The organism is Occultella gossypii (genome assembly GCF_019947135.1).
Lineage (GTDB): Bacteria > Actinomycetota > Actinomycetes > Actinomycetales > Beutenbergiaceae > Occultella > Occultella gossypii.
The window spans coordinates 84,747-98,776 of record NZ_JAGSHT010000021.1; the positions used below are offsets into that span (position 1 = coordinate 84,747).

Sequence of the window (14,030 nt, forward strand, 5' to 3'; positions counted from 1 at the left end):
TACCGTCTGGACGGTTTAGTCCGCGATAGAGTGTGATCATGTCCACAGCCAGGCATCGAATCCTCGACGCGCTCGAGCAGGTCCTCATCGCCGATGGCCCTGCCCTGGCGACGATCGAGCACGTCGCCGCGACGGCCGGCGTCTCCAAGGGCGGCCTGCTGTACCACTTCGGCAGCAAGGAAGCCCTCTACGAGGGGTTGCTCGCGCGACTGACCGACGCCGCCGAGCAGGTGCGGGTCGGGACCGACGCGCGCGCCGCCGTCGGCGAGTACTTGCGCCAGTCCACGGTGGCCGATGACGCCTACAGCATCACGATGCTCGCCGCGCTGCGACTGGTCGGGGCGCCCGAGGTCGACGTGCCGGCGGCCCTGGCGAATGCCAGTGACCAGTGGTTCGCCCCGGTCGGCGCGCTCATCGCGGACCCGGTCACCGCGCGCCTGGTGCAGCTGGTGGGGGACGGCCTCTACCTGAACGCCCTGGTGGCCGGATCGGCCAGCGAGCACGACCCGGCCGTGGTGGACCGGCTGTTGGGCTCGCTCGAACAGGAGCCGGCGGGGGACCGGCGCGAGCCCTGAGGAGCCGGGGCCGATGGCCCCGAGGGTCAGGCCAGGTGGTCCACGAGTCGCTGCGCGAGCCCGGTGTACGAACCCGGGGTGAGGTCCAGGAGCCGGTGCGCGACGTCGTCGGGCAGTCCCAGCCCGCCGATGAACTCGCGCATCGCGGCCCGGTCCACCCGGCGGCCGCGGGTCAGCTCCTTGAGCCGCTCGTAGGGGTCGGCCATCCCCTCGGCGCCGGCGACGGCGGCCGCGCGCATCGCGGACTGCACGGCCTCGCCGAGCACCTCCCAGTTGCCGTCCAGGTCCCGGGCCATCGCCTCGGCGTCCACGTCGAGCCCGGCCAGCCCGCGGCGCACGTTGTCCAGAGCGAGCAGCGAGTGCCCGAACGCGACGCCGATGTTGCGCTGTGTGGTGGAGTCGGTGAGGTCGCGCTGGAGCCGGGAGGTCACCAGGGTCGAGCCGAGCGTGTCCAGCAGCGCGCAGGAGATCTCGAGGTTCGCCTCGGCGTTCTCGAACCGGATCGGGTTCACCTTGTGCGGCATCGTCGAGGAGCCCGTGGACCCCTGCGCGGACAGCCGCTGCTTGAAGTAGCCGAGCGAGATGTAGGTCCACACGTCGGTGGCGAGGTTGTGCAGCACCCGGTTGAACCGGGCCACGTCCGCATACAGCTCGGCCTGCCAGTCGTGGCTCTCGATCTGCGTGGTGAGTGGGTTCCAGGTGAGCCCGAGGCCGGTCACGAACTCCCGGGCCACGGTCTCCCAGTCCGCGCCGGGGACCGAGATCGCGTGTGCGCCGTAGGTGCCGGTGGCGCCGTTGATCTTGCCGAGGAACTCCGCCGATTCGATCCGCCGCAGCTGGCGGCGCAGTCGGTGCGCGAGCACGGCGAGCTCCTTGCCGAGCGTCACTGGGGTCGCGGGCTGGCCGTGGGTGCGGGCCAGCATCGGCACCGCCGCGTTCACGCGGGCCAGGTCCGCGACGGCGTCCGCCACCGTGTGCGCGGCCGGCAGCCAGACCTGCCCGACGGCGGAGCGCACCGTGAGCGCGTAGGACAGGTTGTTGATGTCCTCGCTCGTGCAGAAGATGTGCACGATCTCGGTCACGTCCGGCAGCACCGTCTCGCCGAGCGCGTCCGGCGCGGCGGCGAGGCGCCGCTTGAGGAAGTACTCGACGGCCTTGACGTCGTGCAGCGTCTCCCGCTCGATCTCGGCCAGCTCGGCGATCTCGGCGGAACCGAAGGAGTCGACGACGCCGCGCAGGTAGGCGACCTCCGCCGTCGACAGCGTCGGTGCGCCGGGCAGCACGCCACCGGTGGTCAGGTGGATGAGCCACTCGACCTCCACGTGCAGCCGGGCCCGGTTCAGGGCCGCCTCCGAGAGGTGGTCCACGAGCGGCGCCACGACTGGCCGGTAGCGCCCGTCCAGAGGGCCCAGGGCGATCGGCGGGGTCAGGTCGGCAAGGTCCACGCGTGAGGGCATGGGGCAATCATCCCAGAGCGCACGGCTCCCCCCGAAGCTGTCTCACACGGTCGCGTCAGCCGTCAGACGTACGCGGCGGCGGCCCCGACCGCGGCGTCGGCGTAGGAGCTGCCGAACAGCACCGTGTGCACGAGCAGCGGGTTGAGCTGGTGCAACGCGATCCGGTCGGGCCAACCGTCCGCGAGCGGGGACACCTCCTGGTAGCCCTCGAGGATCTCGCGCAGGTGCGGCTGGCCGAACAGGTCCAGCATCGCCAGGTCGGTCTCGGCGTGCCCGCCGTGCGCGGTCGCGTCGATAAGGACCGCCTCGCCGCCGGCGTCGGCGTCCCACAGCACGTTGCCGTTCCACAGGTCTCCGTGCAGGCGGGCGACGGCGGGGCGTCCTTGTGCTGTGCGCTCGCGGACCCCGGCGGGCTGGTCGTGCTCGAGGTCACCGGCCACGAGCCGGGCCGCGACCGCCTCGACGGTAGCCGCGCCGTCGGGCGTGATCGAACCCTGCCCGACGGCGGTGCGCAGGAACGGCAGCACGCGTGCGGTTGCGTAGAACTCGCCCCAGGTGAGCGCCGTGAGCGGCGCGTGGTTCGGGGCGCTCGGGCCCGGCATGGGCGCCTGCGCCATGAAGCCGCCGGTGCTGCCCGGTACCTGGCCGAAGAAGTCGGCGCGGGCGGCGTGGGTGCGGGCCAGCGCCGCGCCGAACGCCCGGGCCGCGGCAGCCGTGGTGGTGCCGGACCGGATCGACTCCAACTCGAGTACGCCGGGGCCGACGTCGTGCACCCGGGCCACCCGGGCGCCGTCGGGTACTTGGGCGAGCCAGCGCAGGCCGTCGGCCTCGGCGAGTGCGGCGTCAGGGTGTGGGAACCGGGTCTTGCGCCAGGTCACGGGAGCCGTTCGCGCACGTGCGCCACAACGCCGGGGGTCGCCGCGAGGATCTCGGCGTAGCTGATCTCGAAGTCGCGCCGGTCGCCGTAGTAGGGGTCGGCCACCTCGTCGTCCTCGCGGTCCGGGTCGAAACTGCGCAACAGGCGGACCTTCTCCTGCGCGCCCGGATCCGGAGCGAGCCGGAGCAGGGTGTCGACGTGGCTCTGGTCCAGGGCCAGGATCAGGTCCGCGTCGGTGAAGTCCCCGGCAGCGAACCTGCGCGCCCGGTGGTCGGTGAGGCGGTGCCCCTTCTCGGACAGCACCGCCAGCGCCCGGTGGTCCGCATCCTCGCCGAGGTGCCAGTCCCCGGTGCCGGCGGAGAACACCCGGACCCGGTCGGTGAGCCCGGCGTCGGCGATGGCGTCCCGGATCACCACCTCGCCGATCGGGGAGCGGCAGATGTTCCCGGTGCACACGACAGCGATCGTGAAGAGGTCGGCCATGCCAGCCATTGTGGACGCGGCGCCGCCGGGCCGCACCCAGGGCACCGGGAAGGGTGCTGTAGGTGCAGTCCGCGACGGCGAGGGGCTGGTTGCTTCCGGCCAGGGCATAGCGCACCACGCCGTCGTTGCGTCCGGCGCACAGGAGGATGCCCATGGTCGGGGCGTGCTGATCCTGGTTCCGAACGTTGGCGTCGACCCCGCTGACGTAGAACCCGAGTTGGCCGGCGTGCTCGTGGGCGGAGGCGCCGACCTTGAGCTCGAGCACGACGAACCGGTTCTGGATCCAGTTGACGAAGAGCAGGTCGATGTGGAAGTCGTCGCCCGAAAAGTCGGGCGATGACGCGCGTGCCCCAGCCCTCGGCGCCCTGCCGCTCAAGAAGTGGTCGTGCCGATCCGCCAGCAGAGGGCGAGCAACGCGGTGTTGACGACGCTGGGCACGCCAGCGGGCCTCAGCGACTGTGCGCTTGAGATCGGCTAGCGATCGCGGGTAGTCGTCGGGAAGGTTCTGGTACTCGGTGATCGTGTGGCTCCGATCTCCGCGGCGATGGGGTATCCGACGACAAGTCACCCCTCCAGCGTCTCTGGACTCGGTCCGACAGGCGGGGGCTGACTCGCGGAGATTCGCGCGGACGTCTGAGCCATGAGACTGGGCGACGGTGCAATGCGACCCGAGGTTGGTGACTGCCCGGCGTGAAGTGGAAATGGCGGTCAGGGGACCTGCCACATGGTGAGTGATCCATCGTCGGTGATGATCGCGAGTCGTCGGCCCTCGGCGCTGGTTGCCATGGGTGTGCCTGGGAGGTCGGCGGTCCAGCGGGTCTCGCCGGACTCGATCTCAAGGCCCGCGAGGCTGGATGTGCCGTCGTCGCTGGTGGTGGTGAGTAGGACGCCATCACCGGCGTAGCAAAGGGACCATTGGCTGGTTACGGGGTTGGACTACAGTTGATCTCCAGTGGTGGCGTCCAGACCGTAGAGGTTGGCTTCTGTGCGCACGATGATGGTGCCCCGCTGACGCGCGACGGTGTGGGCGGGGGAATCAGCGATGGCGGCAGTCCAGAGGGTGTCGCCCGTCGACGCCGAGACTGCGGTGGGCTGGTCGGGCAGTCGCGAGATGTAGAGGTCCGCGCGAGGGTCGTCGTCCACGCATATCGGCGAGGCGTCTCGCGGCCGCGTGATCACGTCGTTGCCGTGGAGCGGGTAGAAGCGCAGTTGGCCGCCGTTGGGCTCCGCCACGACCACGACGTCGTCCGAGACTTTGTACGCGGTGGTGTTCTCCAGGAGCACCTCACCGGTGTCAGCGTCGAGGACGGCTCCGCGTGTGCTGCTGATGACCAACTGACCTGCCGAGGGCTCGATGGAGCGGCGATAGTAGGAGGTCTCTCCGGCTATCGGGCCAACGACGCGACGCCATTGTTCGTTCGCTGTGGTCCAGCCGCGGTAGCGGATCACACGCTCGCCATCGGGGTCAGCGCGAAGCACGATGAGATCGCCATCGTGCTCGGCGGCTGCCAGCGCCTGCGGTGCGGCGGTGCGTCGGACGTCGCCGGTGGTGAGGTCGATCGACAGAATCGAGGCATCCGCGCCGGACCCCGTGACGCATACCAGGGAGGTCTGTGGGCGAGCGCAGGTCAGTGTCTCCTCGCTGAGCGTCCACAGCAGGGCGCCGTCGTGGGCGTCGAAGGCAAGGATCGTGGACGCGACGGGCCGAAGGTCTGGATCGAAAGCTCGGACAGGCACGAGCACGACGTCGGCGAGGAGGTGGACCTCGAAGGCCTGCTCGTCGGCCACTAGGTCGACATTGGACGACCAGGCCTCGACCACTGGCTCTTCGAGCCCGGTCAGCCGCCCCCACACGGGCGGCGGACCCAGCGTGGCATTCGGGGGCACCGCCAGCACGCCGCCCAGCACCAGGGCGACCGCGGCCAGGGTCCACCCGAGCCAGCCCGGACGACGAGGGGCTCCACCGGGCTCGTGGCCGGGCCCGGGCTGGATGTGATCGTCGAACGCACCTACGCCCGCACCGACTTCGAACTCCTCGTGATCGCCCATTCCGGCCATCCCTGCATTATGGTCCGGGGATGAGTTTCGACTTCGTCTGGCTTCCGGCTGTGATCGTGCCATGGCTGATCGGAGCGGCGCTGGCATACGGGGTCATTCGGCTCGGGGTCAAGCACGGCATCCTTGACGCAGACCGCCAGCGCACGCGCGATGCCTCGAATGGCCGGCACTTCGGGCCGCAGGGGAGACATCCCGCTGGCCTGACCGGTGACTCCACCTCCGAGAAGCAGCCCGAATAGGTGAGGCAGGCGAGGGCCGACCGGGTCCACTCACTGGAGTCTCACCGATGGGGCCGAGTTGCCGGCGCCGGGTGTTTGCGTGGTCGCCATGCCTGAACTGATCACACACCGGATGCGGGTGCGGGGTTCCTCCATGCGTCGGCCTGGTCAGGGCGCATACAGCGGCTCCGCCGACTCGTAGTCCCACAGCTACCATGGCCACCCCTCGCGACTCCACCGAGTTCGACGTCGCCGAGCCTGAGCCGGCCCAGCCACGGGCGACGGTCGAGCGGGGAGGGGCACACCCAGCCGCGGGCTGGGTACTCACCGCGATCCTGCTCGCGATCGCCGGCATCATCGCTGTCCCCAACGCGGTCCCTCTGACCATGCACCGCGTCGCCGACCCCTCCTACGTGGCCTGGTCCTGGAACGGGACCGATCCACTCTCCGACGACGAAACAGATCACCTCTATCGGACGTTGGTTCAGAACCAGCCCCAGCACCGCGAGCCGTGGCGGTGCACGCGCCTCGCGGAATCGGAGAGCCAGTTCTTCGACCGTCCCGGCGACACCATCATCTGCACGGCCGGCGACCAGGTCATTACCACAGTCGTCGCGATCCCCGCCACGAGCAGGAAGGCTGAAGACTCCTGATCCAATGGCGCCGCCCTGGTTAGCGCCAGCGGCCGCGCGGAACTTGGGCTGCAGGCGCAACCGTGGATAGCGGTCCACAGGCGAGGAGGCAGTGCAGGCGGGTCCACCGGCGCGGGCGCACCCGCGGCAGGCGGTAGGGAGCGCTGCCTAGCGTCGGTGTCATGAGAGCACCCTCGCCCATGATCACCTCGCCGGGCCTGTCCAGCGGCGCCGCGTCAGCACTCCTGGCGTCAGCCGCCGAGCAGGTCCGCCTCGGCAGAGCCGCCTACGCCACCGTGCTGCCCGAGCACTGGGACTCGCCTGCCGCGAGCGCCTACCGACGCCGGATCGGCACGCTCACTTCCGCCGCCGATCGTCTCGCCCAGACGCTCGACGCCGCCGCGGCGGCGGCCCGCGTCCACGAGAACCAGAGCGCCGCCGTCCGCGCCGCGTTGGCCGGGCCGACGATGACCCCGCGATGACCGTCGGCAACGGTGGGGGAATGGTGCCCGACTGCGCACCGTCCAGCGCTGCGGGGAACGCCGCTGCCGCACAACTCGTCGTCTACGGCACGCCGCTGGCCGCGGACCCGGCCGAACTGCGGGACCTGGCGGCCGCCGTCGACGGCGGTTCTGAGCAGGTCGGCCGCGGCCGCGGCCTGCTCCAGCGCGCCCTCGCGATCCTGCAGGAGACCGCCACCCTCGACGCCGGCTCGGCAGGGCCGGCGATCGCCCGGTGCTGGGAGGCGCTGCTCTCCATCGGCGGGGTCAGCGAGGAGGCGGACGGGATCGCAGCGGCACTGCGGACGGCGGCCGCGGACTATGAGCGGGCCGAGGCGCAGGCGCAGTCGGGGTTCACCCGGGGCCTCACCGTGACACAACCGTCGGCGCTGGCCCTGCCATGGGACCCGATCGGCATGATGCGTCCGTTGACCATGCTGGGCGCTGCGTTCGCCGGGGCTTTCGCTCGGGGGCAGTGGACTCCGACCGACGCGCAGTTCGGCGCCTACCTGGAGTCCTGGGCGGGAACCGTTACGAGTTCGCTCGGCGTGTACACGATGGGCGAGGACCGTCCCGGCTCATCGATTCAAACCCTGGCCGGGTTGCTCGCCCCGTTGGCGACCGTCGGGATGGGCATCGGGCACGCGGTGCGGGTGCGTCAGATCGATCCGCCCGGAATCGTGCCGACCGGGGCGCCGGCAACGGCCGCGGGCCCGGCACTGAACGGGGTAACCGGAGTGGTCGGCAGCCTGTACGGGCTGTATCCGCGTTACGGCGGCCCGGAGGGTGGGATCCGGGTCGACCGGGTGGTCGGACCGGACGGCGCGGTGTCCTGGCAGGTCATCGTGCCCGGCACCCAGACCGAGCTGGTCCCTGAACTGGCCCTACCGCAGCTGGCCGGCGGGCCGCCGCCGGCCGACCCGGGTTGGGCAGTGCCGATGCCGTATCCGGGGACCGTGCTGCGGCAGCCGGCGAACGCGATCAACAACGAGAACCCGTTCGACTGGGGCACGAACATCCAAGCCTTCGCCGGGATGGACACCGCAGTGGAGGACGGCGTGATCCAGGCCATGGAGCAGGCGGGCATCCCACCGGACGAGCCGGTGTTGCTCGTCGGGCACTCCCAGGGGGCGATGACGACGATGCGGCTCGCGGAGGCCCCGGCGTTCACCGAGCGGTTCGAGGTCCGGTCCGTGATCACCGTCGGCGGGCCGGTGGGCCACATCCAGACCCCCGACGGCGTGGCGGTGCTCAACATCGAGCACGTCGACGACCTCACGTCAGGGCTGGAGAACACCGCCAACCCGGTCGAACCCGGCCGCACCACGGTGATCCGGGACCTGGCTGTCTCGCCCGACCCGATGGATCAAGGGGTGACGTCGGTCGCTCAGGCCCATGACATCCCGGCCTACGTGCGCACCGCACAGATGATCGATGCCTCGACCGACCCGGCCGTGCGCGCCTGGTTCGCGGCCTCGCAGGATGTCCTCGGCGGCGCCGGGGACGCGGCGTCCTCGCGCTACTACCAGTTCGAGCGGGAGTGAGGAGTCAGCGGGTCTGCTTCTTCCTTCCATCGGGCAGGATCAAGGTGAGGATCACCGCGATGATCGAGATCACCAGGGCCGCGAGCACCGCTGACCAGAACCCGTCCACCGTCAGGCCATAGGTCGTGAACGAGGTGAGCCAGCTCGTCAGCATCAGCATCAGGGCGTTGACGACGAGGTGGAACAGCCCGAGGGTCAGGATGTAGAACGGGATCGAGAGCACCTGGACGATCGGTTTGACGATCGCGTTGACGAGCGTGAAGACCAACGCGACCACCGCCACCACGATCAGGGTGCCGAGCGGGGTGCCGTCCGTGGCCAGTTCCAGACCGGACAGCCACAGCGACGTCAGCCAGATGGCGATCCCGTTGATGATCACTTTGATGACGAAACTCATGCGTCCGATCCTCCCATGTGCGGTCCGGAGATGGCAGGGGGCCGCGGTCTCTGGCGAGCCGCTGGTGACGGACGCGTGCATCGACCGGTGCGCACGGGCATGCTGGGCGGATGGCATCGCGCATCCCCGGACCACCGGCCTTCGACGCACCCCCACCACCCCCGGAGACACCGCCGGTGCGGCTGCGCAAGGAACTGCTGGACCTGCCCGCGCACGTGCCCGGCGCGGTCGGGGCCACGGCCGCCGTGTTCAAACTCTCCGCAAACGAACTGCCGTTCCCGCCGCTGCCCGCGGTGATCGCGGCCATCCACGACGCGGCCGAGGACGTGAACCGCTACCCGCAGGTCTACGGCGCCCGGCTGCTGCGCGCCCTCGCCACGCACCACGGGGTCGTCGAGGACCAGGTGCTGATCGGCAATGGTGCGGTCGCGCTCGCCGAACTGCTGATCCGCTCCATGTGCTCGCCCGGCGATGAGGTGGTGCATCCGTGGCGGTGCTTCGAGGCCTATCCCGCCGTGGCCCGGGCGAACGGGGCCGTCAGCGTGCCGGTGCCCCTGCGCGCCGACGGCAGCCATGACCTGGCCGCGATGGCCGTCGCGGTCACCGAGCGCACCCGGGTGATCGTCGTGGCCGCCCCGGCGGACCCGACCGGTGCCTCGATCACCCACACCGACCTGTTGGCGTTCCTCGAGGTGGTGCCGGTCGACGTGATGGTGATCCTGGACGAGTCCTACGTCCAGTTCGACCGCACGGCCGACCGGATCGACTCCCGTGCCCTGATGCCCATCCACAAGAACGTGGTGGTCCTGCGCACCTTCTCGAACGCCTACGGCCTGGCCGGGCTGCGCATCGGATACGCCCTGGCCCGACGGCGCTTGGTGCGGGTGCTGCGCCGGGTCTCCACCCCGTTCGGCGTCAGCGAGCTCGGTCAGGTCGCGGCCATGGCCGCCCTGAACCAGACGGCGCTCGTGGAGTCCCGGGTGGCGGAGATCGTCGCCGAACGGGACCGCGTCGTGGCGGCCCTTCGCGACCAGGGGTGGGACGTCGGCGAGCCACAGGGGAACTTCTACTGGCTGCCGCTGGGCGAGCGCAGTTCCTTGTTCGCCCGGGACACCGTGCAGTCCGGCGTGACCGTCCGCCCGTTCCCGGGCGAGGGCGTGCGGATCTCGATCGGGGAGCCCGAGGCCAACGACATCGCGCTCGGCGTCGCGGCACGGTGGGTGCGCAGGGTGATGTCGCCCGGGGAGCCGGGTGGCTTCGCCTGAGCGCCGCAGCGTCCCGGGCGCCACGCAGGCTTGGCCGATCCGACGCCGATCCGACGCCGGTCCGATGCCGATCGTCGTTCGGCGGGCCGAGCCGTTCCGATGGCGCTGCCCGGGCACAGACTTCGCGCGTGTTGGTGGCGGCGCGCGGTCCGAAGTGCGACATTGGTGCTATGCCCTGACCGGGCACCTCAGGTAGCTCTTCACCGACGCAGAGTTGGAGGTTCTCTACAAAATCGACCCCGCGACGTGGTGGATCGGCCGAACTCGGAACTTACGGTCCCGTAGCCTACGCTGGCGTAGGTTGCACGTTGCGAACCGTTGATCCACATTCCACACGAATGGAGTTCGGTGTGATTCAGTCCGACACCCACGGGGAGACCCCCCACGTCGGCACACAGGATGACGATCTCATCCAATTGCTCACCGTCACCGGCGAGCGCGTGCACCAACAGACCTATTCACCGCTGGTCGAGCACCTCGACCGCGCGGCTCTCGAGGGCCTCTACCGGGACATGGTCCTGGTCCGTCGGTTCGACACCGAGGCCACCGCACTGCAGCGGCACGGCGAACTCGGGCTCTGGCCGCAGTGCCTCGGCCAGGAGGCGGCCCAGATCGGCTCCGGGCGGGCACTCGCCGCCCAGGACCACGTGTTCCCGTCCTATCGCGAGCACGGCGTCGGCTGGACCCGGGGCCTGGACTTGCGCAAGGTCCTGCACCAGTTCCGCGGTGAGGACCACGGCGGCTGGGACCCGGCCGAGCACAACTTCTCGCTGTACACGCTCGTGATCGGCTCGCACGCACTGCACGCGACCGGCTACGCCATGGGTGTGCAGCGCGACGGCGACGTCGGCACCGGGGACCCCGACCGCGACCGTGCCGTGGTCGCCTACTTCGGCGACGGCGCCACCTCCCAGGGGGACGTGAGCGAGGCGATGGTGTTCGCCGCCGTCAACGACGCACCCGTGGTGTTCTTCTGCCAGAACAACCAGTGGGCGATCTCCGAGCCGACCGAGCGGCAGAGCCGCGTCCCGCTGTACCGCCGCGGCTCCGGCTTCGGCATCCCGGGCGTCCGGGTGGACGGCAACGACGTGCTCGCTTGCTACGCCGTCACCCAGGAGGCGCTCGAGCGGGCCCGAAGCGGCGGCGGCCCCACCTTCATCGAGGCCGTCACCTACCGGATGGGTGCGCACACCACCTCCGACGACCCCACCCGCTACCGCAGCCGGGCCGAGGAGGACCACTGGCGCACCCGGGACCCGATCGACCGGCTCAAGCTGCACCTGGTCGCCGAGGGCACCACGCCCGAGTTCTTCACGGCCCTCGACGAGGAGGCAGAGGAGTTCGGCGCACAGATCCGCGACTACTGCCGGTCCATCCCGAAGGCCGCTCCGAGCCGCATCTTCGAGCACGTGTACGCCGCCGAGCACTCCCTGGTGGAGGCCGAGCGCTCCTGGTTCAACGACTACGAGGCGGGCTTCGCCACGGAAGGAGCGCAGCGATGAGCGAGACAACCGGAATCCAGCGGATCCCGATGGCGAAGGCCATCAACCTCGGTCTGCGCCGCTCCATGGAGCGCGACGACAAGGTCCTCCTGATGGGCGAGGACATCGGCAAGCTCGGTGGCGTGTTCCGGGTGACCGACGGCCTCCAGAAGGACTTCGGCACCACCCGGGTGGTGGACACCCCGCTCGCCGAGTCCGGCATCATCGGCACCGCGATCGGGCTCGCGCTCGCGGGCTACCGGCCCGTCTGCGAGATCCAGTTCGACGGCTTCATCTTCCCCGCCTACGACCAGATCACCACGCAGCTCGCCAAGCTCCACTACCGCTCCCGCGGGGCGCTCGAGCTGCCGGTCGTGATCCGGGTCCCGTTCGGCGGCGGGATCGGCGCGGTGGAGCACCACAGCGAGTCCCCCGAGGCCCTGTTCGCGCACACCGCCGGCCTGCGGGTGGTCAGCCCGGCCAATCCGGCCGACGCGTTCACGATGATCCAGCAGGCCATCGCCTCCCCGGACCCGGTGCTCTTCCTGGAGCCGAAGGCCCGGTACTGGGACAAGGCCGAGGTGGACGTGACCGCCGGCGACCAGGCGCTCGACCTCGGCGGCATCGGCGGTCTGCACACCGCTCGCGTGGTGCGCCCGGGCGCGGACGTGACCATCGCCGCCTACGGGCCCACCGTCGCGACCGCGCTGGCCGCAGCCGGGGTCGCCGAGCAGGAGGGCCACAGCGTGGAGGTGCTCGACCTGCGCTCGATCTCCCCGATCGACTTCGACACCATCGCCCACTCGGTGCGCCGGACCGGTCGCCTGGTCGTGGCGCACGAGGCGCCCGTGTTCTTCGGGGCCGGTGCCGAGATCGCCGCCCGGATCAGCGAGCAGTGCTTCTACTCCCTCGAGGCTCCGGTGCTGCGCGTGGGTGGGTTCCACGCGCCCTACCCGGTGGCCAACATCGAGGAGGACTACCTGCCGAACCTGGATCGGGTCCTGCACGCCGTCGACGCCGTTCTGGCGCACTGAGCCGCGCGACCGCGCAGAACTTGGAGTCAGTCATGCCGAAATACCTCGAGTTCCGTCTCCCTGATGTGGGAGAGGGCCTCACCGAGGCCGACATCGTCGACTGGAAGGTCGCCGTGGGCGACCGGGTGACCGTCAACCAGGCGCTCGTCGAGATCGAGACGGCGAAATCGCTCGTGGAACTGCCGAGCCCGCACGCCGGCGTCATCAGCAAGGTGCTGGTCGAGGCCGGTGCGACCGTCGAGGTGGGCACGCCGATCGTGGTGATCGACACCGACCCCGACGGCGCTCCGGAGGACGACGGCGGTTCGCCCGCCGTCGCGAGTGGTTCCGGTGGCGCCGCCGACGGCGCAGCGTCCGCCGACGACGAGACCAGCGGTGACGTACTGGTCGGGTACGGCACCAAGCACGCCGCGGCGTCCCGCCGCCCGCGCCGCGCCGCCGAGCCGGCACCGGCCGGCGGGCCGGCCGCGCAGCCGGCACCGCCCGCACCCGCCACCCAGCCGGCGCCCGCCGCACCCGCAGCAGCGCCGCCGTCGCCCCCTGCGCCCGCGACCGCACCCACGAGCACGGGAACCGTCGACGGCCAGGCCGCTGCGCCGTCGTCCACGATCTTGGCCAAGCCCCCGGTGCGCAAGCTCGCGAAGGATCTCGGCATCGAGCTGAACCGGGTGCCGGGCACCGGTCCCGGCGGCATCATCACCCGGGGTGACGTGGAGGCGGCGGCGCAGCGGTCCGAGCCCGAGCGCCTGGTCAGCTACCCCGGCGACGACCGGCCCTGGCTCGACGGTGGCGTCGTGTCCGCGGACGGGCGCCAGACCCGGGTGCCGGTGCGCAGCGTGCGGGCCCGGACCGCGGAGGCGATGGTCGCGTCCGCGTTCACGGCGCCGCACGTCACCGTGTTCCAGACCGTGGACGTGACGAAGACGATGAAGCTCGTGGCCCGTCTCAAGGAGGACCGCGACTTCTCCGACACCCGGGTGACGCCGCTGCTGATCGCGGCGAAGGCGCTCATCCTGGCGATCCGCCGGCACCCGACGATCAGCGCCGCGTGGGACGACGCAACCCAGGAGATCGTCTACAAGCACTACATCAACCTCGGCATCGCGGCGTCCACCCCGCGGGGGCTCGTGGTGCCGAACATCAAGGACGCGCACCGGATGAGCCTGCACGAGCTCGCGGTGGCCCTCGGCGATCTCACCGCCACCGCGCGGGCCGGGAAGACCACGCCCGCGGCGATGACCGACGGGACCGTCACGATCACGAACGTCGGGGTCTTCGGGATCGACACCGGCACGCCGATCCTGAATCCGGGGGAGTCCGCGATCCTGGCGTTCGGGGCCATCACGCAGCGCCCGTGGGTGCACCACGGCAAGATCAAGCCCCGTTGGGTGACCCAGCTGGCGCTGTCGATGGATCACCGGCTGATCGACGGTGAGCTCGGCTCCCGGGTGCTCGCGGACACGGCGCGCACGCTGGCGGACCCGGCCCAGGGACTCGTCTGGGGCTGAC

At 70.8% G+C, this 14,030-nt stretch carries 14 protein-coding genes and 1 pseudogene; 9 read left to right on the forward strand and 6 right to left on the reverse strand.

Annotation, left to right across the window (positions count from 1 at the left end):
* Positions 1 to 38: 38 nt before the first annotated feature.
* The gene (locus tag KCQ71_RS21410; protein ID WP_223409957.1) at positions 39 to 575 is read left to right on the forward strand and encodes a TetR/AcrR family transcriptional regulator; all 537 of its coding nucleotides are present in this window, start codon (positions 39 to 41) and stop codon (positions 573 to 575) included.
* A gap of 26 nt (positions 576 to 601) precedes the next feature.
* Here KCQ71_RS21410 and purB read toward each other — a convergent pair whose 3' ends face one another.
* The 5 genes and pseudogenes from purB to KCQ71_RS21435 form a co-directional block, all read right to left on the reverse strand.
* Positions 602 to 2,032, reverse strand: coding sequence for an adenylosuccinate lyase (purB, locus tag KCQ71_RS21415; RefSeq protein ID WP_223409960.1), 1,431 nt, complete (start codon positions 2,030 to 2,032; stop codon positions 602 to 604).
* A 62-nt stretch (positions 2,033 to 2,094) separates the two neighbouring features.
* Positions 2,095 to 2,910 carry a fructosamine kinase family protein gene (locus tag KCQ71_RS21420; protein WP_223410386.1) on the reverse strand — a complete coding sequence of 272 codons (816 nt, stop codon included), beginning with the start codon at positions 2,908 to 2,910 and terminating at the stop codon, positions 2,095 to 2,097.
* Positions 2,907 to 3,392 carry a low molecular weight protein-tyrosine-phosphatase gene (locus tag KCQ71_RS21425; RefSeq protein WP_223409963.1) on the reverse strand — a complete coding sequence of 162 codons (486 nt, stop codon included), beginning with the start codon at positions 3,390 to 3,392 and terminating at the stop codon, positions 2,907 to 2,909. The genes KCQ71_RS21420 and KCQ71_RS21425 overlap by 4 nt, the downstream gene beginning before the upstream one ends.
* Before the next feature lie 124 nt (positions 3,393 to 3,516).
* Positions 3,517 to 4,116: pseudogene (locus KCQ71_RS27935) on the reverse strand (PDDEXK nuclease domain-containing protein); the annotation flags it as partial.
* 212 nt (positions 4,117 to 4,328) lie between these two features.
* Complete coding sequence (locus KCQ71_RS21435) at positions 4,329 to 5,300, reverse strand: outer membrane protein assembly factor BamB family protein (RefSeq protein WP_223409966.1); 972 nt, start codon at positions 5,298 to 5,300, stop codon at positions 4,329 to 4,331.
* 170 nt (positions 5,301 to 5,470) lie between these two features.
* Here KCQ71_RS21435 and KCQ71_RS21440 point away from each other — a divergent pair, with 170 nt between their 5' ends.
* The 4 genes from KCQ71_RS21440 (at position 5,471) to KCQ71_RS21455 (ending at position 8,344) form a co-directional block, all read left to right on the forward strand.
* A complete protein-coding gene (locus KCQ71_RS21440; RefSeq protein WP_223409968.1) occupies positions 5,471 to 5,689 on the forward strand; it encodes a hypothetical protein in 219 nt (72 codons plus the stop codon).
* A gap of 194 nt (positions 5,690 to 5,883) precedes the next feature.
* Positions 5,884 to 6,321 (forward strand): hypothetical protein, encoded by a 438-nt coding sequence (locus KCQ71_RS21445; RefSeq protein ID WP_223409971.1) that lies wholly within the window; start codon positions 5,884 to 5,886, stop codon positions 6,319 to 6,321.
* Positions 6,322 to 6,482: 161 nt separating this feature from the next.
* Positions 6,483 to 6,782: a hypothetical protein gene (locus tag KCQ71_RS21450; RefSeq protein WP_223409972.1), complete on the forward strand. Its 300-nt coding sequence runs from the start codon at positions 6,483 to 6,485 to the stop codon at positions 6,780 to 6,782.
* Positions 6,779 to 8,344: a hypothetical protein gene (locus KCQ71_RS21455; protein WP_223409974.1), complete on the forward strand. Its 1,566-nt coding sequence runs from the start codon at positions 6,779 to 6,781 to the stop codon at positions 8,342 to 8,344. Before KCQ71_RS21450 ends, KCQ71_RS21455 begins: the two co-directional genes overlap by 4 nt.
* Positions 8,345 to 8,348: 4 nt before the next feature.
* On the opposite strand, the gene KCQ71_RS21460 is transcribed toward KCQ71_RS21455, so the two are convergent.
* On the reverse strand, positions 8,349 to 8,741 hold the full coding sequence (locus KCQ71_RS21460) for a phage holin family protein (RefSeq protein ID WP_223409977.1): 393 nt from the start codon (positions 8,739 to 8,741) through the stop codon (positions 8,349 to 8,351).
* A gap of 110 nt (positions 8,742 to 8,851) precedes the next feature.
* Here KCQ71_RS21460 and KCQ71_RS21465 point away from each other — a divergent pair, with 110 nt between their 5' ends.
* The 4 genes from KCQ71_RS21465 (at position 8,852) to KCQ71_RS21480 (ending at position 14,029) form a co-directional block, all read left to right on the forward strand.
* Positions 8,852 to 10,006: a histidinol-phosphate transaminase gene (locus KCQ71_RS21465; protein WP_223409980.1), complete on the forward strand. Its 1,155-nt coding sequence runs from the start codon at positions 8,852 to 8,854 to the stop codon at positions 10,004 to 10,006.
* Positions 10,007 to 10,359: 353 nt separating this feature from the next.
* On the forward strand, positions 10,360 to 11,508 hold the full coding sequence (pdhA, locus tag KCQ71_RS21470) for a pyruvate dehydrogenase (acetyl-transferring) E1 component subunit alpha (RefSeq protein ID WP_372454083.1): 1,149 nt from the start codon (positions 10,360 to 10,362) through the stop codon (positions 11,506 to 11,508).
* Positions 11,505 to 12,521, forward strand: coding sequence for an alpha-ketoacid dehydrogenase subunit beta (locus tag KCQ71_RS21475; protein ID WP_223409986.1), 1,017 nt, complete (start codon positions 11,505 to 11,507; stop codon positions 12,519 to 12,521). The genes pdhA and KCQ71_RS21475 overlap by 4 nt, the downstream gene beginning before the upstream one ends.
* Positions 12,522 to 12,553: 32 nt before the next feature.
* Positions 12,554 to 14,029, forward strand: coding sequence for a dihydrolipoamide acetyltransferase family protein (locus KCQ71_RS21480; RefSeq protein WP_223409988.1), 1,476 nt, complete (start codon positions 12,554 to 12,556; stop codon positions 14,027 to 14,029).
* Position 14,030: the final 1 nt, after the last annotated feature.